Consider the following 19,088-nt stretch of genomic DNA (forward strand, 5'->3'; position numbering starts at 1 on the left):
CACCTGTCCTCTCGTACCGTGCGTGAACTGTTCTAACGGGGGGAACGCAGTTCCCGCCTGAGGATCTTCCCACTCGCCGTCTTCGGGAGTTCGGTCAGGATCTCCACTTCGCGCGGGTACTTGTACGCGGCCAGCCGTGCCTTGCAGTACGCGCTGAGCTCGCCGGGCTCCGTCGCGGTGCCCGGCCGCAGGCTGACGTAGGCCCGGACGGTCTCCCCGCGATAGGCGTCGGGGACTCCCACGACGGCCGCCTCGCGGACCGCCGGGTGGGTGTAGAGGACGTCCTCGACCTCCCGGGGCCAGACCTTGAAGCCGGAGGCGTTGATCATGTCCTTCTTGCGGTCCACGACGTAGAGCCAGCCGGCCGTGTCCATGAAGCCGATGTCCCCGGTGCGCAGCTCCCCGTCGGGGAAGGCGGCCTCGGTGGCCTCGGGCAGGTTCCAGTAGCCGGAGACGACCTGCGGCCCGCGCACGGCGATCTCGCCCTGTTCGCCGAAGGGGACGTCGTCGCCCTTCTCGTCGATGATCCTGACCACGGTGTCGGGCCCGGGGACACCGACGGACAGGGTCCCGGAGACGGGGTCGACGGGCGCCTCGTGCTCCGGCGGTACGGAGGCGCAGGGCGCGGTGCACTCCGTGAGGCCGTAGCCGTTGCGGATGTACGGGCCGAAGCCGTCACGGAACTTCTCGACCAGGGCGGGAGGCAGCGGCGCGCCACCCGACGAGATCACCTTGAAGGAGGCGAAGTGCTCCCGGGTGACGTCCGGGTGCGCGGCGAGCGCCATGAAGGCGGTCGACGGGCCCACCGTGTAGGCGGGCCGGTGCTCGGCGAAGGCCTCCAGGACGACGCCCGCCTCGAAGCGGTACGCGAGGACCAGGGTGCCCGCGTTGGCCATGCACGCGGCCAGCTGGCAGACCATGCCGGTGATGTGGAAGAGCGGGGCGAGCGCGAAGTAGGACGAGCCCTCCTCGATGGGGTGGCCGGTCCGCTGGCGCTCCGCGTTGATCATGATGTTGCCCTGGGAGTTCATGGCCCCCTTGGGAGTGCCGCTCGTCCCGGACGTGTAGCTGATCAGGGCGGTGTCCGAAGCGGTGAGCTCGCGGTCCTCGGGGGCCGCGAGACCGCGACGGGCCACCTCCACGAGATCGGAGGCCCGGTCGCCGGGGCCGGGCGCGGGGAGCCGTTCGAAGCCGAGCACCCGGGGGTCGTCGGCCGACTGGAGATCGAGCTCGCAGGCCGTGAGTGCGATCGTGACGCTCGGCGCGGCCTCGGCGGTGGCCCGCAGATAGGACTCCCAGGCCCGGTCGGAGCAGATCAGCGCGGTCACCTCCGCGTCCTTCAGCACGTGCCCGACCTCGCCGGCCTTGTACATCGGGTTGAGCGGGACGACGGTGGCACCGGCCTTCCAGGCCCCGAGCAGCGCGAGCACGAAGTGCGGGGTGTTCTGCAGCATGATCGCGACCCGGTCGCCCCGCCGCAGGCCCTCGGCCGCGAGATGTCCCGCCACGGAGTCGGACAGCTCGTCCGTCTCGCGGTAGCTGAGCCGGCCGTCGAAGTAGGCGAGCGCGGTGTGGTCCGGGGCCCGCCCGACGGCCGCGCGGAAGGCGTGCACCATGGTCTCGGCGGGGTGGACGGGGGCGAGCTGGGCCTCGCTGAGCAGGGCCGTCCAGGGCTTGGCCGCGTAGATCGAGTCGCTCATGCGCCGGCCTCCTCCCACTTCTGCTGCAGGTGGTTCATGTTGCCGATCCAGTGGTCGGGGTCCTTGGCGCGGGCGCGGTAGTAGCCCGCCACCTCGGGGTGCGGCAGGACGAGGAAGCGGTCCTGCTCCATGGCGTCGAACAGGGCGTCGGCGACGGCCTCCGGCTCGATCGCGGTGGGCGCGAGCACGAGGTCGCCCGCGGATCCCGCGGCGGTGAGCATGTCCGTGCGCACCCCCTGGGGGCAGATCGTGTGGACCTTGACCCCCCGGTGCCGGTAGGTCAGTGAGAGCCACTCGGCGAAGGCGACGGCGCCGTGCTTCGTCACGCTGTACGGGGCGGCGCCGATCATCGTCAGCAGGCCGGCCGCCGAAGCGGTGGAGACGAAGCGGCCGCTGCCGCGCTCCAGCCACTGGGGCAGCAGTGCCTTGGCCGCGCGGACGTGCGCCATCACGTTGACGTCCCAGGCCCGGGCCCAGACGTCCTCCTCGGCGAAGGCGTCGCCGCCCGAGGCGAGGCCGGCGTTGGCGCAGTAGACGTCCACGGTGCCGCCGAGCGCGTCGCGCGCGGCGTCCACGATGCCGGAGGCGTCCCCGGCCACGACCGTGCCGCCGATCTCCTCGGCGAGCGCCTCGACCCGGTCGCCTTCGAGGTCGTTGACGACGACCCGCGCGCCCTCCGCGGCGAATCTGCGGGCGAGGGCGGCCCCGATGCCGCCTCCGGCTCCCGTCACCACTACGCCAGCGCCCTGCACCGTACTCATCGGTCCCGCCTCTCTCAGCCGTCTTCCCCGGCAGACTAACCAGTCGGTATGTGATCGGGGAAGGGGTTCGGGGCAGGACTGGGAATCTGCCCAGTCCTGGGCGTTCCGTGCGGCCCGCACCCGCGCTAGCGTGCGTGACCATGACGGTCGACGCGATCATGGAGGTAGCGGAATGACCCTGTCCAGGCGTGGTTTGCTGGCTGTCGGCGGCGCGATGGGAGCCCTCGCGACGACCGCCGCGGGGCCGGGGGCGGCCGTCGCGGCCGGCCGGGAGCACGGCGCCGGGGGTGCCGTGGTCCGTACCGGCTTCGAGCGGCTGGCCGCCGACGGTTACCGGCTGCTGGCCGGGCAGAAGGTGGGTGTCGTCACCAATCCGACGGGGATCACCGCCGACGTGCGCCACATCGTCGACGTGATGCACCCCGACGACCGGGTGGACCTGACCGCCGTCTTCGGCCCCGAGCACGGCTTCCGGGGGACGGCTCAGGCGGGCGGCTCGGAGGGCCGGTACGACGACCCGGCGACCGGGCTGCCGGTCTACGACACGTATCTGAAGAGCGGCCAGGCGCTCGCCGACGTCTTCACCGCGTCGGGTGTCGACACGGTGGTCTTCGACATCCAGGACGCGGGCGCCCGCTTCTACACGTACATCTGGACCCTGTACGACTGCATGGAGGCGGCGGCGCTCGCGGGCAAGCGGTTCGTCGTCCTGGACCGGCCGAATCCGGTGACCGGCCGGGCGGCGCTCGGACCCGTGCTCGACCCGGCCTTCGCCACCTTCGTGGGACGCCGGGAGATCTCCCAGGCGCACGGGATGACGGTGGCGGAGCTCGCGCTGCTCTTCAACGCGGAGTTCCTGGCGGACCGTCCGGTGGAACTCGACGTGGTCAAGATGTCCGGATGGCGCCGCAAGGACTTCTTCGACACCACGGGCCTGCCGTGGGTGCCTCCCAGCCCCAACATGCCGACGCCGGAGACCGCGGTGGTCTACCCCGGGACCTGCCTGTTCGAGGGGACGAACCTCTCCGAGGGCCGGGGGACGACACGGCCGTTCGAGCTGCTCGGCGCGGAGGGCGTCGACCACCGGTGGGCGGCTGCGGTGAACGGCCTGGAGCTGCCCGGGGTCGCCTTCCGTGAGGCGTACTTCGCGCCGACGTTCTCCAAGTTCCAGGGGAAGACGGTGGGCGGGGTCCAGGTGCACGTCCAGGACCGGGACGCCTTCGACCCCGTACGCACGGGAATCGCCCTGCTGGTCACGGCCAAGCGGACCTGGAGCGGGTTCGCGTGGCGGGCGGACAACTGGATCGACAAGCTCACCGGCAACACCCGGGTCCGCACGATGATCGACGCGGGGGCGGACACCGACGAGGTGGTGGGTGCCTGGGCGGCCGATCTGGCCGCGTTCCGGAAGGTGCGGCGGGAACACCTGCTGTACCGGTGAACACGTCGGCGGGGTGGTACGGGCCTGGCCCGTACCACCCCGCCTCCGTCTCACCTCACTTGCGGAAGTAGCCGGTGATGTCCGCGATCAGGTCGAGGCTGCCCGACCGGTTGTAGAAACTCACCTTGCCGTTCACGACGGGCACGATCACCAGGTTCGGAGCCGTCTGACCCTGCACGAGGTTCAGGTTCGTCGCGCTCGTGCGCGTCGTCCCGTCCGGATAGACCGACACATAGCTCGTCGGCGCCGTCACGTTCGTCGCGGTCACGTTCAGCACGACCGCCGTGACACCCTCGGCCGGTACACCGTCGACGCCCGCCACCTGCAGCGTCACGACACTGTCCGCGCCGACCGGCGCCTTGGGCACGCCCAGACCGGCACGGGTGTCCATCACACGCTTGGGCCCGAGGTTGATGTGGGACGCGCCTTCGTCGCCGGAGGTGAAGTAACCGGTGATGTCGGCGATCAGGTCCAGTGTCCCGGCACGGTTGTAGAAACTCACCTTGCCGTTCACCACGGGCACGATCACCAGGTTCGGAGCCGTCTGCCCCTTCACCAGGTTCAGATTCGACGCGGCCGTCCGCGTCGTCCCGTCCGGGTAGACCGACACATAGCTGGTCTCCCCCGTCACGTTCGTCGCGGTCACGTTCAGCACGACCGCCGTGACACCCTCGGCCGGCACACCGTCGACGCCCGCCACCTGCAGCGTCACGACACTGTCCGCGCCGACCGGCGCCTTCGCCACGCCCAGACCCTCACGCGTGTCCATCACACGCTTCGGCCCGAGGTTGACGTGCGTGGAGCCCTCGCCGCCGGAGGTGAAGTAACCGGTGATGTCCGCGATCAGGTCCAGCGTCCCGGCACGGTTGTAGAAACTCACCTTGCCGTTCACCACGGGCACGATCACCAGGTTCGGAGCCGTCTGCCCCTTCACCAGGTTCAGATTCGACGCGGCCGTCCGCGTCGTGCCCTCCGGGTAGACCGACACATAGCTGGTCTCCCCCGTCACGTTCGTCGCCGTCACGTTCAGCACGACCGCGCCCACTCCGGTGGCCGGGATGCCGTTCGTGCCGGTCACCTGGAGGTTGACCACACTGTCCGCGCCGACGGGCGCCTTGGGCGCGCCCAGTCCGGTACGCGTGTCCATCAGACGCTCCGGGGTGACGGGCACGAACTTCTTCGGGCTCGGCACACTCACGTTCACCGCGGCGGTGGTCGTGGCCTTGCCCGACTGGTGGACAGCCTTCACCGCGACCTGGTGGCTGCCCGGGAGGAGCGTCGTGGAGGCGGTGCGCGCCTTGCCCGCGACGGTGGTCACGCTCTTGCCGTCGACGAGGAGCTCGAACCCGCTGATCAGCGAGGACGGGGTGGTCGTCGACCAGTTCACCGAGACCGGGCCCGGCGTCTCGTAGCCCGAGTCCACGGCGAACGCCCCGCCGGCGACCGAGGTGACCTTGAGGCCCTGGACGGGGCCGGCGGCCAGCGTGCGGATGGTCGGAAGCTGCGGGTACAGCTTCATGCCGGGGCACTGGGTGTTGAAGCCGTCCCGGTGACCCGAGATCTGCTTGAACGAGTAGGACTGCCCGGCGACGAACTCCGTGCCGTGGTAGTTCTTCTGCGTGGCGCCGGCGACCAGCGTGGTGCTGCCGGCCGGGTCACCGCCGTACTGTCCGAGCTTGTACGCGGCCATCCGGGCGGTCGCCTCGAGAGCGACGTTCGGGGCGCCGGCGTCCGTGTAGTCGCCGATGACGGCGACACTCGTCGACTCACTGTTGAAGCCGTACGTGTGTGCGCCCTGGACGGGCTGGTCGATGCCGCCCTGACGGCCCTCGAATATCTTCCCGCACTTGTCGACGAGGAAGTTGTAGCCGAGGTCGCGCCAGCCGTTCGTCTTCACGTGGAAGACGTGCAGGGCGCGCACGATCGCCGCGGATTCGGAGCAGTCGTAACTGGCGTTGGTCGTGTGGTGCACGAAGGCGGCCTTGATGACGCCGCCTTCCAGGTAGATCGGGCCCTCGTCGTTGATGGATTCGTCGGCGCCCCACTCGGCGCGACTGACGACCGTGGGCTGCGGGACCGTCGACGGCGGGCCCGGGTCGATCGCGGCGGACGCGAAGGCGGCGGGCTCGGCGTCCGTGGAGCCGCTCCGCGCCGCGCCGGCCCCGGCGACCGGGTCGACCATGTCGAGACGGAGGCCGGCCGGCAGGGTGCCGGAGGCGGCCCCGTCGCTCACCCGCACCTCGGCACCGTCCGAGCGTCCGACCCAGACGGGCTCCGTGGAGCCGCGTTCCGTGGGACGCTCGCCGTCGAGGCCGGGCAGGTACGGCTCCAGTGTGATCCAGTCGGACCACGCGCCGGTCCGCGCGTCGCGGGTACGGGCCTCGATCGTGCCCTCGACCTCCGCGTCGGCGTCGGGCCAGGAGACGCCCAGCATGCCGAACGGCTCGGTGGCACGCCGGGAGAGGGCGGCCTCGCCACGTCCCTCGGACTTCAGGGCGAGCTTGTGCACCTCGCTCCTGACCGGGCCGCCCTCCCCGGCCGCGGCACTGTAGGCCCCCGCCCGGGCGGCCGTACGGCCCTCGTTCCGCGCGTCTCCCGCCTCGGCGCCGCTCGCGGCGTTCTGGAAACCCAGAACGGCGACGACACCGAGGGCGGCGGCCACAGCCGTACCGCGCACACGATTCGATCTCAAGTTGTTCCCCACCCCTTTATGGACATGTCATTGTTGAACGGCGAAATGCTACTGGGTGGCACTGACAGCCGACGGCCGGTACCGCCGAAACGCACGAGGCCGCCCCATGACGAAGGCCTCCGCACCGCGAGGAACAGCGGTACGGAGGCCGGGTTCTGATGCTTTGTCAGAAAAACTGCCCCGGACTCAGCGGTGCGAGGGGAACTCCACGACCTGCTGGTAGGTCGGCCGGTTCTGCCAGTGGATCGACTTCTGCGAGATCCCGCCGAGCGGGCGGTGGACGATCGCGTCGGTGCACCACTGCTCACCGGCCTCGCAGCTGTCGTCACCCGGGTAGACCGTGGTCGCGGGTACGGCGGCGGCCTCCTTCAGGGTGCCGAGGAGGGCCGACCGGCAGGCGCTCAGGTCGCCGTTGCCGCAGTACGTCCTGGCCAGCGGCCCCTTGACGGGCTGTCCGAGGACCTGGCGCAGGTCCTTGTCGGCGAAGCCCCACCAGCCGTACTGGAAGGCGGAGCCGCTGTGCGCTCCGCTCGGCCCGTGGGCGACCGCCGGGGACTCGTCCGTGGCCAGGTTCGCGGTCAGTGCCGTGTAGAGGCCGTCACCCAGCCCGGGGCGGAACTCCGCCTCGATCAGTTTCGGCCACCACGCGTCCATGATCCGCACGGCGTCCGCGTGCGTGTACGTGTGCGAGCCCGGGCTGGTCTCCTTGCGCTGCGCCCCGGCCGCCCGCCAGGAATCCAGCTGCTGGACCACCGCGTCGAGCTCCGGGTCGGTGACCGGCCGGGAGCGGAGCACCTTCAGCAGTTCGGGCAGCAGCTGCTCGCCGCGCAGGTCGGTGAGCGCCGCTTCCTCCATGGCGCGGGTGAGGGAGGCGCGGGTCACCCCTCCCTCCTCGACCAGTTCGGACACCCGGTCGTCGAGCAGGTCGCCGCGGTGCACGGCGCCGAAGCCGAACGCGGCGGTGGAGTAGTCCTCGGCCTGACGGTTGTTCCAGGAGATGTAGTAGTCCTGGCCGCTGGAGTGCGGGTGTTCGGCGAACGGCGTGTAGTCGGTGGTGTTGGCCGCCGGGTCGTAGCCCTGCCACTCGTAGGCCTTCTCGGCCCTGACCGGCAGCGCCGCGTCCACACCGGCCGCACGCACGGGGTTCATGCCGCTGTTGTAGTAGGCCGTGGTGCGGGAGTCCGCGTAGAACCAGTTGAAGGCGTAGTCGATATGGCTCGCCGCCCGCTGGAAGGAGGCCGCGTCCGTCACGTACGCCGGATCGTTGAGCAGCTGGAAGCCGATGATCGAGTCGGCCTCGTGGCGGTAGGTGGTGCGCAGCGAGGTGTACGCGACGGGCTTGCCGTCCACCGTGGCCCGGTGGGTGACGATGCCGTAGTCGCTGCGCCACACCTGCATGCGGTACGAGCCCTTGGCGGTGGAGTCGGCGACGGTGGGCTTCCAGGAGTTGGTGCGCTCCAGCTTCTCCATGGCCGTGCAGACGCCGTCGTTCCGGTAGTGCGTGGAGTCCTTGGTGGGGGCGGAGCCGTCGGGTTCGCAGAGCTCGACGGCGTACGTGTCGGTGATGTCCTGGGCCGCAGAGGTGGCGCTCCAGGCGTAGTCCTGGCCTCGGCCCATCTGGATGTACATGCCGACACCGGCGAAGGAGACGCCGCGGGCGCTGATGCCGGGGCCCTGGAGCTCCTGGAGCATCATCAGCTGCGGGGCGAAGTAGCCGGTCTGGGGGCCCATGACGGCGATCGGGTTGCCGCTCGCGGTGTGCTTGCCCGACACCAGGAGGGCGTTGGACATGCCCCGCTTGCGGGCGGTGTCGCCGGATCCGGGCAGCGAGCCCTCCGGGATCACGCCGTCGTCGTACATCCCCTGGGCCGGTGCGAGGCGGTCGGGTGCGTCGACGGGGTCCTTCCTGTCGGTGCCCGCCGAGCCGGTCCGGTCGTATATCAGTGGTTCCGGGGTGACGGAACCCGCGTCGGGAAGAGCGGTGCCCCGGGCCTCGTCGGGCTTGCCGGCGTACGGGAAGGAGGTGCCGTCGTGGACGGTGAGCACCGCCTCGGGGTCGTTGCGCTGGCGGAAGGACTCCCAGACGCGGGTGCCCTCCTCGACGCCGTACTTCCGCTGGGCGGCGAGCAGCGAGAGCGCGGCCTGGACCTCGCCGCCGCCCCCGCCGCCGAACTGTCCCCCGACGACCGAGGCGATCGAGATCAGGTCGGTCAGCTTGAACGGCTGGATCTCGCCGATGTTGGTGATGGCGTCGATCTTCCCGGTGAGGACGTACTCGCCCGGGAAGTAGCGGCCCTTCTTGGACTTCTCGCGGTAGGAGTTGATCCCGTCCACGTAGGCCTGCGCGTCGGCCATCGCCTGCTCGCCGCGGGCGCCCTCGGTGGTGCGGATCCGTTCGACCTGCGCTTCGAGGTCCGCCTCGGTGTACGGGGCCTGCGGCCAGAACTGCTGCTCGAGTCCCTGGTTGGCGAGCGCTCCGCCGGCGAAGGACGTCAGCTGCCCGCGCCCGATGTGCCGGAAAAGGTCCATCAGCCAGAGCCGGTCCTGCCCGGCGGCGAATCCCGCGCCGAATTCGGTGCCGTAGCGCGTGGTGCCCTTGATGTGGGGCACGCCGCTCTTCTTGTCCCGCGTGATCGTGACGTCCTCGCGCGGTGTGGTCACGGACTCGACCTGGTCGGCGGCGACTCCGAAGGAGGCGTCGTTGAAGAAGTCGGTCAGCTTCCGGTCGGTGAGGCCCGTGTGCCCCTCGACCAGGCCGTTGTAGCGGTCGAGCTGGTCGTCGCTGTGCGCGGGGTGGGTGCCGAACGCCTTGTTGCCGAGGATCTCGACGAGCGTGGCGTTGCCGTTCTCACCGGGTGGCAGGATGTCCGCGCACTGGTTGCCGCAGTGGTCGGTGACGGCGAGGGGCTCCGGTTCCGCCGCTCCGGCGCCGGGCGCCGAGGCGAGCAGGGACGTACCGAGAGCGAGGACGGCCGCGACTGTGGCGGCTCTGAGCGTGCGGGTGCGTGGGGGCATGCGTGCTCCTCCGGGTGGCCGATGCGCCGGAGGTTACCGCCGGTACACCCCGCCGGTAAGATGAACATCAGTCACTTTTCCGGATCACCACACCCCCGCACCCGGCCTCACATGGACCGTCTCAGTCCGTGGACGCGTTTCACCTTTGGATGGAGCCGAATCGGGCAGTCGTACGTCCATCCCTTGACGCCGAAGTACGAGCGACGGAGGTGGCAGTGCCATGGCCGGTTTCCGGAGTCTTGCGAGACAGGTCCGCGATCCGCGGGGCGATCTGGCTTTGCGGCGGTACTCGCTGCGCAAATGCCTGGAGCGATTCGCCCCGTACGGTCATCGGGCGACCTGGGATCATCTGTGCGCCCGGCACGGGATGGAGCCCGAGGACCGGGCTCCCGACCCGGGGCGCCTGATCCGCGCACTGGAGGAACTGGAGGAGGCGCGGGCCGTCTGGCTCGCGTACGAGGCGGGCTTCGCCGAGCGGCGGCGCCGCGAGAAGCACGACGGGCTGCGGCGGCCCGGCACGTTCGACGACTGGCACCGGCGGACCTGGGGCGGCAACGGGATCGCGCACTGCGAGGATCCGGGGGTCCACCCCGGCGCACCTCTGGCCGAGGTCCTGGGACGGCTGATCGCGGCCCTGGGCGCGAAGCCCGGCGCCGCGTGCCCGGTCTGCACGGGAACCGGCATCATCTGGCGGCAGGACCTGGAGCGGGAACCGTGGGCCGGACCGGTCTGCACGGGCTGCGGCATCGTCGTACCCCGGCCCGTCCTCACGGCGAAGGCGCTGGCCGAGGCCAGGAGGGCACGGAGCCGGGCCCTGGCGTCGGCGGCCTGAGCACCGCGGTCACGGAGCGACCGGGCGCGCTCAGGAGCGGTCGGCCGGACGCCGCTCGGGCATCAGCCGCGACCCGGCGATCCGGTCACCGACCACGTCGTCGGGGTTGGACAGGACACAGGTCTCCAGCGACAGGCATCCGCAGCCGATGCAGTCGGTGAGGTGGTCGCGCAGTCGGCCCAGCTGCTTGATGCGCTCGTCCAGCTCCGAGCGCCAGGCCTGGGAGAGCCGGGCCCAGTCCTCCCGGTTCGGCGTGCGCTCCTCCGGCAGCTCGGCCAGCGCCTCCCTGATGGTGGCGAGCGGGATGCCCACCCGCTGCGCCGCCCGGACGAACGCCACCCGGCGCAGGGCGTCCCTGGTGTAGCGGCGCTGGTTGCCGCTGGTGCGACTGCTGCTGATCAGACCCTTGGACTCGTAGAAGTGCAGGGCGGACACCGCGGCGCCGCTGCGTGCGGAGAGCTGACCGACGGTGAGTTCATGGAATGACTGCGGGATCTGAGGCACTCCCCCAACCCTAGTGGCCACCTTCCGGCCTGTGCGTCCGCCCTGAAAACCCGCCCGTCCGTCGTTGACAGGACCGCGCCGCCCAACCATGCTGAGCAAGCGCTTAGACACCGCCCTTGGAGGGCGACCGACAGCCGGAAGGCAGGGACCAGGAACATGACAGAGCCGAAGATCTTCACGTCCGCACAGGAGCTGCGGGACGGGGTGGGCCAGGAGCTCGGTCACAGCGATTGGCTGGAGATCGAGCAGAAGAGGATCGACCAGTTCGCCGAGGCCACGGGTGACCACCAGTGGATCCATGTGGACCCGGAGCGCGCCGCGGCCGGGCCCTTCGGCACGACGATCGCGCACGGCTACCTGACGCTGTCGCTGCTGCCGGTGCTCGTCCCGCAGATCCTGCGGGTCGAGGGCGCGAAGATGGGCATCAACTACGGGACCAACAAGGTCCGCTTCCCCTCGACCGTCCCGGTGGGCTCGCGGCTCCGGGCCACGGCCGTGCTCAAGGACGTCGAGGAGGCGGGAGGCGGCGTGCAGGTCACCGCCCTGGTCACCGTCGAGCGCGAGGGCGGCGACAAGCCGGCCTGCGTCGCGGAATCGGTCTCGCGCTACTACTTCTGACCCCGGCGCGCGCCCGCCCTCCGGAGCGCGCGGCCGTTTCCGGTCCGTACGGGTGCGCCGGGCCCGCGGGGGCGCCCGGCGTCACTTCTGGGCGCCCACCATGCGCAGGACGAGGTCCGCGTAGAGGGTGCCGACCTCCTCGGGCGTCCGGCTGCCCTGCGCGTTGAACCAGCGCGCCACGTCGATGCAGAGGGACAGCACGGCGAGCGTGGTGCCGGGGACGTCCGGTACGTCGAACTCGCCCGCCCGGACACCGTCGCCGATGATCCGGCGCACCACGGCGTCGGTCTGCCTGCGCAGGGCCACGATCTCGGTGCGGTGCTCCTCGCCGAGGGCCTCCAGCTCGTACTGCACGACCCGGGCGGTGGTGTGCCGCTCCGCGTGCCAGCTGACGAAGGAGCGGACCGCTTCGGCGAGCCGCTCGGCCGCCGTGCCGTCCTTGCCGGCCGCCGTCTCCAGGAGGAGCAGGGCCCGGTCGTGACCGATCCTGCTGATCCGGTGGAGCAGTTCTTCCTTGGTCTTGTAGTGGATGTAGAGCGCGGCCGGGCTCATACCGGCCCGGCCGGCGATGTCACGGGTCGTGGTGGCGTGGTAGCCACGCTCCGCGAAGGCCTCGACGGCGGCGACGAGCAGTCGCCGGGCCGCTTCGGGCGTCACCTCGCTCCACGGCGTGTTCTCGCCGTCGGTCTCCTCCGCCGTACTCATCGCCACGTGCCCCTTTCCGCTGGCAGGACGAACACCATACCGCGAACCTGAGCAAGCGCTTAGAGCGCTCATGGAGGTGAGACCGTCAGAGCTTCTGGAAGGGGTCGTGCTCGGCGAGGATCTTCTCCAGCCTGGCCTGGTCGACCCGGCTGACGATCTGCCCCGCCTCCTGCCGGTCCCTGATGACCTTGGCGAGCGTGAAGCACGAGGTGACGAGATAGAGGACGCCGATGGCGAGGAAGGCCCGCACCCAGGCGTCGGCGTCCAGGAAGAAGATCCCGAGGGCCACGGCTCCCATGGCCACACCGAAGGAGAGGACGGCTTGTCCGTAGAAGGCGGCGGTGCTCTGCTGCTTGACCGATGTTGTCTCACTCATGTGCACAGCATCCGGCCCGGCGGCGTGCCCCGGTATCCGTCGGCGTACTCAGCCGGTACTCACGGTCAGCGGCGCGCGGGCCGGCCGGGGCCGGATCCGGCCGGACCCGGCCCCGGCTGGATCCGGGCCTCAGGAAGACATCGCGGCGCGGTCGGACGCGCTGCGCAGCACACAGAACTCGTTGCCCTCGGGGTCGGCGAGGACGGCCCAGCCCGCGCCGCCGGGTTCCCGGCGGTCGGCGACCAGGGTGGCGCCGAGGCCCAGCAGACGCTCCGTCTCTTCCTCGCGCGAGCTCTCGGGGCGCAGGCAGAGATGGATCCGGTTCTTGACCGTCTTCGGTTCCGGCACCTGGTTGAAGTACAGCACCAGGCCCTGCTCCAGCGTCACCTGGGTCTCGTGAGCACCCGGCCCGTCCTCCGGGTCCGGCGGGCACCCGGTCACCTCGCTCCAGAACCGGGCCAGTTCATAGGCATTCGCACAGTCGATCGCCACGTTCCGCAGTACTGAGACCATGCGCGGAAGCCTGCCCGAACGCCACCCGGTCCGCCAGTCACACGCTCGCGCCGGAGGCACCGACGCTCCGGTCAGAAGGCCGACACCCCGGTCAGCGCCCGGCCGATGATCAGCTTCTGGATCTGGCTGGTGCCCTCGTACAGGGTCATCACGCGGGCGTCCCTGACCAGTTTGCCGACGGGGTACTCGTCGATGTAGCCATAACCGCCGAACACCTGCAGGGCGTTGTTCGCCGCGCGGACCGCGGCCTCGGAGGCGAAGAGCTTGGCCGTGGACGCGGCGGTGGCGAACTCCTGGCCGCGGTCGATGAGATCGGCGACCCGCCAGGTCAGCATGCGGGCGGCGTCGACGTCCACCGAGATGTCGCTGATGAGCTCCTGGACGAGCTGGTAGCTCGCGATGGACTTGCCGAACTGCTCACGCTCGCCGGCGTAGCGCACAGCGGCGTCCAGGGCGGCCTGTGCGATGCCGACACAGCCGGCCGCGACCGACATACGGCCCTTGGCCAGGGCGGACATGGCGATGGAGAAGCCCTTGCCCTCGGGGCCCAGGAGCGTGGAGGCGGGGACGCGGACGTCCTCCAGCACCATCTCGGCCGTGGCCTGGCCGCGCAGGCCGAGCTTGCCGTGGACGGTGCGACGGGTCAGGCCGGGGCTGTCGGCCGGCACCAGGAAGGCGGAGACGCCCCGGTGGCCGGGGGTGTCGTTCGTACGCGCGAAGAGCAGGACGACATCGGCCCAGGTGCCGTTGGTGATGAACATCTTGGAGCCGTTGATCACATAGTCGTCGCCGTCGCGCACGGCCTTCGTGGTGAGGTTCCCCGCGTCGGACCCGGTGCCCGGCTCGGTGAGGCCGAAGCAGCCGACGGCCTCGCCCGCGGTGAGCCCCGGCAGCCACCGCCGCTTCTGCTCCTCGCTCCCCCAGGACGCGATCGTCTTGGCGACCAGGCCGAGCGAGACGGAGACGATGCCGCGCACCGAGGAGTCACCGCGGCCGAGCTCCTCGGTCACCAGGCAGTACGCGAGGTGGTCGCCGCCGGAGCCGCCGAACTCCTCCGGGATCGTCAGCCCGAGGAAGCCGAGGGCTCCCAGCTTCTTCACGATCGACTTGTCGACACTCTCGGCGCGGTCCCACTCCACGACGTGCGGGGTGATCTCCCGCGCGACGAAGTCCTCGGCGAGCTGCCGGACGGCATCCTGCTCCTCGCTCAGCTCCAGGTTCATCCTGCGACACCCCACTTTTAATTAGCACTGCTAGTTTTCTGCTTGCAGGCCCTACTATGTGCCGCATGGCCCGACCACGCAAGCCCCTTCTCAGCAGAGACCGCATCGTCGAGGCGGCGAGCGCACTCGTCGACGCGGAGGGGCTGGACGCCGTCTCGACCCGCCGGCTCGCCGCGGAGCTCGGTGTGAGCGGGCCGTCGCTCTACAACCACTTCCGGAACAAGGACGAGATCCTCGACGCGGTCGCCGACGCCGTGTCCGCACAGGTCGACCTGTCGATGTTCGAGGAGGACGACCCGCGCGACTGGCCCGCCGCCCTGCACGACTGGGCCGTCTCCTACCGCGCGGCGCTCACCGCGCACCCGCACATCGTCCCGGTGCTCGCCCAGGGACCGGGCCGCCGCCCGGCCGGTCTGCGGGTCGCGGACGCGGTCTTCGGGGCCATGGTCCGGGCGGGCTGGCCGCCCGCCCAGGCCACCTACATCGGCGCGCTGATGCGCTACTTCATCACCGGGTCGGCGCTCGGCTCCTTCGCCCGTGGTTTCGTCGACGACGAGACGGCGTACGACCCCGCCGACTATCCGCACCTCGGCCAGGCCCACCTGTTGGCCGACCGCCGGCAGCAGGTCGACGAGGGCGCGTTCGAGACCGGGCTGCGCGCGCTGCTGGACGGTCTCGCGTTCCAGTACCAGCAGACCGCTCCCGGCCGCACGGTTCGGCCCGCGCCGAACGGTGCCTGACGCATCCTGGAGCCATGGCCCGTACGACACCGCACGATCCGGCCGCGCCCCGGCTCGCCGCGCTGGCGGCCCTGCTCGCCGACGAGACCCGCGCCGCCTTCTGCCTGGCCCTGCTCGACGGCCGGGCCTGGACCGCCGGCGAGCTGGCCCGTGGCGCGGGCGTGGCCCCCTCGACGGCGAGTGAACACCTGTCCAAGCTGGTCGCGGGCGGACTGCTGGCCGAGGAACGCCAGGGCCGCCACCGCTATCTGCGGCTCGCCGACGGGCGGATCGCGCAGCTGGTCGAGGAGCTGGCCGCCCATGCCGCTCCCGGCCCGCCGACTCCCCCGCGCACCCTGCGCGAGGCGAGCCTCCGGCACGCGCTGGCCCGGGGCCGCACCTGCTACGACCATCTCGCAGGCCGGCTCGGCATCCGTATCACCGAAGCGATGACCGGACGCGGACTCCTGCGGCAGGACACCGGTTTCGCGCTGACCGAGGACGGCCTGGAGTGGTTCGGCACGCTCGGCATCCCCCTGACCACCGCTTCGCGGAGGCCCCTGGCACGGGGCTGTCTGGACTGGACCGAGCGGCGGCAGCACCTGGCGGGGACCGCGGGTGCCGCGCTGTGCCGTCATGTGCTGGACGCCGGGTGGTGCGAACGGGTCGGGACGGGACGAGCTGTCCGGGCCACGCCGGCCGGGCTCCGCGCCCTGTCGGCGCACCTGTCCGTCGAGCCGACGACGATTGACGTGAGCTGACAATTCGGTGGGCCCCGAAGCGTTCCCGGCCTAACGTCGTGCCCATGACGACGACACCGACAGCGCGCCCGAACGCCCCGGCCGCCTCCGGGCGCGACTGGCGCGCCCCGGCCGCCGCCTGCACCACGGTCATCCTCTGGGCCTCCGCGTTCGTCTCCATCCGGAGCGCGGGCGAGGCGTACTCACCGGGGGCGCTGGCCCTGGGCCGGCTCCTCGCGGGCACGCTGACGCTCGGCGCGATCCTGCTGGTACGCCGCGAGGGGCTGCCGCCCCGGGCCGCGTGGCCGGGCGTCATCGGGTCCGGGCTGCTCTGGTTCGGCCTGTACATGGTGGTGCTCAACTGGGGTGAGCAGCAGGTCGACGCGGGCACCGCGGCCATGATCGTGAACGTCGGGCCGATCCTGATGGCCCTCCTGGGCGCCAGGCTGCTCGGGGAGGCGCTGCCGCGCCGGCTCCTGACGGGCATGGCGGTCTCGTTCGCGGGCGCCGTCGTCGTCGGCCTCTCCATGTCGGGCCACGGGAGCTCCTCCGTGCTCGGCGTGCTCCTGTGCCTGCTGGCCGCGCTGTCGTACGCGGGCGGGGTGGTCATCCAGAAGCCCGCGCTGCGGCACGGATCGCCGCTCCAGATCACCACGTTCGGCTGCGTCGTCGGAACGGTCGCCTGCCTGCCGTTCAGCGGCGTGCTGGTCTCCGATGCGGCCGGCGCTCCCCTGTCCGCCACGCTGAACATGGTCTATCTCGGGGTGTTCCCGACGGCGCTGGCGTTCACGACCTGGGCCTACGCGCTGGCCCGGACCACCGCGGGCCGGATGGGCGCGACGACGTACGCGGTGCCCGCCCTGGTGGTGCTGATGTCCTGGCTGCTGCTCGACGAGATCCCCGCGCTGCTCACCGTCGCGGGCGGGCTGCTCTGCCTGGCCGGGGTCGCGGTCTCGCGGACCCGTGGGCGGACCGGCCGCGCGGGAGCGGAGCCTGCGGTGCCGGCGGAGACGTAGGCCGGAAGTCCCGCCCGGGGGAAACCTAGGACCCTTACACCGGCGTGTGTGACGTCGGACACTGGAGGAGACGTACTGACCGGCCACTCCGCAGGAGGCATGCCTCATGCAGTCCTTGCTCCACTCCGCCCTCGACCTCCCCGGGCAGGCCGCCGTCGCGGCGGCCGCGGCGGCCGCTCCATCCGTGTTCAACACCCAGCCCTGGTCGTTCGCCGTCGGTCCGGGGGGACTCGACGTGTACGCGGAGCCGGGCCTGGCGTCGCTGCCGACGGCGTCGGCGGAACGCGATGTCCACCTGTCGTGCGGGGCAGCGGTCCTCAACGCCCGGGCCGCGCTCGCCCGTCTGGGTCACGGAGCCCGGGTCTCGGTGCTGCCCGACGCCGGCGACCCGCTCCTGGTGGCGCGGATCGCGGTGACCGACGAGGCGCCGGACCCTGTGCTGGGCCGGCTGTGCGGCTGGGTGCACCTGCGCCGCACCAACCGGTACCCGTTCGCCCCCGAGCCCCTTCCTTCGGACGTGGTGGCACTCCTGCACGACGCGGCGGGCCAGGAGGGGGCGAGCCTGCGGCTGCTGGACCGGGAGCCGGAGTACCAGCGCATGCTGTCCCTGATCCGGCAGGCGACGTGCGACGAGGAGGCAGCCGTCCAGGAGGACAGGCTCGCCCGGCTCTCGCCCGGCAGCGCTCCCTCCGTCATTCCGGTCGGCAGTCTCGGGCCCGTGCCGCACCGCGGCGGCTACGACGATCCGCTCGTACGGGACATGGCCGAGGGAGCCGACCTCCCCGGGCGTTCGCACGCGGACTTCGAACCGCACCCGGACCTGGCCGTCCTGGAGACCCCGGGCGACGACCCCGCCTCCTGGGTGGCGGCCGGGCAGGCCCTGCAGAGGCTGCTGCTCACCGCCACGGAGCACGCGGTCGCCGCCTCGTTCGCCAACCAGCCGCTGGAGGACGCCGACCTGCGTGACGACGTGTCGGCGAGTGCCGCGCACTACGGGCACCCGCAGATGGTGCTGCGCGTCGGATATCCCCGGACGCAGCCGCCCCCCACTCCCCGCAGGCCGCTGAGCGAGGCCCTCCGCCGGACGGAGGGCTGACAGCCCCCCGCCGCGGACGCGGGCCCCGCCCCTGGGGCCTGTCTAGAAGACGACCAGCGCGCGGCCGCCCTTGCCGGCGATCATGTTGTCGAAGGCCGCCGGGATGCCGTCCAGCGAGATCCGCTCCGTCACCAGCATGGAGAGGTCGAACCGTCCGGCGCGGATGTGGTCGGCGAGCACCGGCAGGTCGCGCGCCGGGTCGCTGTTGCCGTAGACGCAACCGGTGAGGGAGCGGCCCCAGTGGAAGATCTCCAGGGCGTTGAAGGTCACCTGCTGGTCCTTGCCGCCGATGCCGACGACCGTGGTGCGGCCGCCGCGCCGGGTCGACTCCCAGGCTCCGCGGATCGTGGCGGGCCGGCCCACGCACTCCACGGCGACGTCCGCGCCCTGGCCGCCGGTGAGCTTGCGGACTGCGCGCGGAGTGGTGTCGGACGCGACGACGTAGTCGGTGGCACCGGCCCGGCGGGCGAGTTCCTCCTTCTCCGGTGAGACGTCCACGGCGATGATCTTCGACGCTCCGGCGATACGGGCGGCCTGGAGCACGGCGAGGCCGACCCCGCCGATCCCGAAGACGACGACGCTCTCGCCCTCGCGCACCCGGGCTGAGTGGTGGACCGCCCCGTAGCCGGTGAGGACGGCGCAGCCCAGCAGGGCCGCGTCGTCGAGCGGGATGCCGGCCGGGGCGGGCAGCACGCAGTTGCCGGCGACGACGGTCTCCTGGGCGAAGGCCGCGACGTTCAGGCCGGGGTGGAGCTCGGTGCCGTCCGCCGTGCGGGCGTGGACGTTCGCCGCGCCCTTGAGTGCGTCGGCGCAGAGCCAGACCTCGCCGATCCCGCAGTGGAAGCACGCCCCGCAGGACGGCGCCCAGTTGAGGACCACCGGGTCACCCGCGGCGACATGGGTGACGCCCTCGCCGACGGAGAGCACCGTCCCGGCGCCCTCGTGGCCGAGGACGGCGGGGACGGGCAGACGCATGGTGCCGTTGGACAGGGACAGGTCGGAGTGGCAGACACCGGCGGCGGCGAGAGAGATGCTCACCTGGCCGGGGCCTGGCTCCGGGAGTTCGATGTCGGTGATCTCCAGGGGAGCTCCGACGGCGGGCAGTACGGCGGCGCGGACCACGAACAGACTCCTCGG

At 71.5% G+C, this 19,088-nt stretch carries 17 protein-coding genes; 7 read left to right on the forward strand and 10 right to left on the reverse strand.

Annotated features, from left to right (window positions below; all coding sequences use genetic code 11):
• Positions 1–32: 32 nt before the first annotated feature.
• The gene (locus tag ACZ32T_RS33410) at positions 33–1,700 is read right to left on the reverse strand and encodes an AMP-binding protein (protein WP_467371143.1); all 1,668 of its coding nucleotides are present in this window, start codon (positions 1,698–1,700) and stop codon (positions 33–35) included.
• Complete coding sequence (locus ACZ32T_RS33415) at positions 1,697–2,461, reverse strand: SDR family oxidoreductase (protein ID WP_467371145.1); 765 nt, start codon at positions 2,459–2,461, stop codon at positions 1,697–1,699. Before ACZ32T_RS33415 ends, ACZ32T_RS33410 begins: the two co-directional genes overlap by 4 nt.
• 172 nt (positions 2,462–2,633) lie before the next feature.
• Here ACZ32T_RS33415 and ACZ32T_RS33420 point away from each other — a divergent pair, with 172 nt between their 5' ends.
• On the forward strand, positions 2,634–3,902 hold the full coding sequence (locus ACZ32T_RS33420; protein WP_467264417.1) for an exo-beta-N-acetylmuramidase NamZ family protein: 1,269 nt from the start codon (positions 2,634–2,636) through the stop codon (positions 3,900–3,902).
• 55 nt (positions 3,903–3,957) lie between these two features.
• Here ACZ32T_RS33420 and ACZ32T_RS33425 read toward each other — a convergent pair whose 3' ends face one another.
• The gene (locus ACZ32T_RS33425; RefSeq protein WP_467371147.1) at positions 3,958–6,594 is read right to left on the reverse strand and encodes a peptidoglycan recognition protein family protein; all 2,637 of its coding nucleotides are present in this window, start codon (positions 6,592–6,594) and stop codon (positions 3,958–3,960) included.
• Between the two features lie 186 nt (positions 6,595–6,780).
• The gene (locus ACZ32T_RS33430) at positions 6,781–9,609 is read right to left on the reverse strand and encodes a penicillin acylase family protein (protein ID WP_467371149.1); all 2,829 of its coding nucleotides are present in this window, start codon (positions 9,607–9,609) and stop codon (positions 6,781–6,783) included.
• 220 nt (positions 9,610–9,829) lie between these two features.
• Between ACZ32T_RS33430 and ACZ32T_RS33435 the strand changes: the two genes are divergently transcribed.
• Positions 9,830–10,441 (forward strand): hypothetical protein, encoded by a 612-nt coding sequence (locus ACZ32T_RS33435; RefSeq protein ID WP_467270879.1) that lies wholly within the window; start codon positions 9,830–9,832, stop codon positions 10,439–10,441.
• A gap of 30 nt (positions 10,442–10,471) precedes the next feature.
• On the opposite strand, the gene soxR is transcribed toward ACZ32T_RS33435, so the two are convergent.
• On the reverse strand, positions 10,472–10,945 hold the full coding sequence (gene soxR / locus ACZ32T_RS33440) for a redox-sensitive transcriptional activator SoxR (protein ID WP_467270877.1): 474 nt from the start codon (positions 10,943–10,945) through the stop codon (positions 10,472–10,474).
• A gap of 156 nt (positions 10,946–11,101) precedes the next feature.
• Here soxR and ACZ32T_RS33445 point away from each other — a divergent pair, with 156 nt between their 5' ends.
• Positions 11,102–11,563, forward strand: coding sequence for a MaoC family dehydratase (locus ACZ32T_RS33445; protein ID WP_467270876.1), 462 nt, complete (start codon positions 11,102–11,104; stop codon positions 11,561–11,563).
• Between the two features lie 81 nt (positions 11,564–11,644).
• On the opposite strand, the gene ACZ32T_RS33450 is transcribed toward ACZ32T_RS33445, so the two are convergent.
• The 4 genes from ACZ32T_RS33450 to ACZ32T_RS33465 all read right to left on the reverse strand — a co-directional run bounded on the left by ACZ32T_RS33450 (position 11,645) and on the right by ACZ32T_RS33465 (position 14,380).
• Complete coding sequence (locus ACZ32T_RS33450) at positions 11,645–12,268, reverse strand: TetR/AcrR family transcriptional regulator (protein ID WP_467270874.1); 624 nt, start codon at positions 12,266–12,268, stop codon at positions 11,645–11,647.
• A gap of 85 nt (positions 12,269–12,353) precedes the next feature.
• Positions 12,354–12,644 carry a YiaA/YiaB family inner membrane protein gene (locus ACZ32T_RS33455; protein WP_031099588.1) on the reverse strand — a complete coding sequence of 97 codons (291 nt, stop codon included), beginning with the start codon at positions 12,642–12,644 and terminating at the stop codon, positions 12,354–12,356.
• A gap of 129 nt (positions 12,645–12,773) precedes the next feature.
• Positions 12,774–13,157 (reverse strand): VOC family protein, encoded by a 384-nt coding sequence (locus ACZ32T_RS33460; RefSeq protein ID WP_467371151.1) that lies wholly within the window; start codon positions 13,155–13,157, stop codon positions 12,774–12,776.
• A 71-nt stretch (positions 13,158–13,228) separates the two neighbouring features.
• On the reverse strand, positions 13,229–14,380 hold the full coding sequence (locus tag ACZ32T_RS33465) for an acyl-CoA dehydrogenase family protein (RefSeq protein WP_467371153.1): 1,152 nt from the start codon (positions 14,378–14,380) through the stop codon (positions 13,229–13,231).
• A 65-nt stretch (positions 14,381–14,445) separates the two neighbouring features.
• Between ACZ32T_RS33465 and ACZ32T_RS33470 the strand changes: the two genes are divergently transcribed.
• From ACZ32T_RS33470 to ACZ32T_RS33485, 4 genes are all read left to right on the forward strand, one after another.
• On the forward strand, positions 14,446–15,120 hold the full coding sequence (locus ACZ32T_RS33470) for a TetR/AcrR family transcriptional regulator (RefSeq protein ID WP_467371155.1): 675 nt from the start codon (positions 14,446–14,448) through the stop codon (positions 15,118–15,120).
• 14 nt (positions 15,121–15,134) lie between these two features.
• Positions 15,135–15,860, forward strand: a complete 726-nt coding sequence (locus tag ACZ32T_RS33475) for an ArsR/SmtB family transcription factor (protein ID WP_467371157.1) — start codon at positions 15,135–15,137, stop codon at positions 15,858–15,860.
• A gap of 44 nt (positions 15,861–15,904) precedes the next feature.
• Complete coding sequence (locus tag ACZ32T_RS33480; protein WP_467371160.1) at positions 15,905–16,855, forward strand: DMT family transporter; 951 nt, start codon at positions 15,905–15,907, stop codon at positions 16,853–16,855.
• A 106-nt stretch (positions 16,856–16,961) separates the two neighbouring features.
• A complete protein-coding gene (locus ACZ32T_RS33485) occupies positions 16,962–17,951 on the forward strand; it encodes an Acg family FMN-binding oxidoreductase (protein WP_467371162.1) in 990 nt (329 codons plus the stop codon).
• A gap of 42 nt (positions 17,952–17,993) precedes the next feature.
• Here the strand turns inward: ACZ32T_RS33485 and ACZ32T_RS33490 are convergent, their stop codons facing one another.
• Positions 17,994–19,073, reverse strand: a complete 1,080-nt coding sequence (locus ACZ32T_RS33490; protein ID WP_467270860.1) for a Zn-dependent alcohol dehydrogenase — start codon at positions 19,071–19,073, stop codon at positions 17,994–17,996.
• Positions 19,074–19,088: the final 15 nt, after the last annotated feature.

It is taken from the genome of Streptomyces sp. NPDC023573 (genome assembly GCF_055559735.1).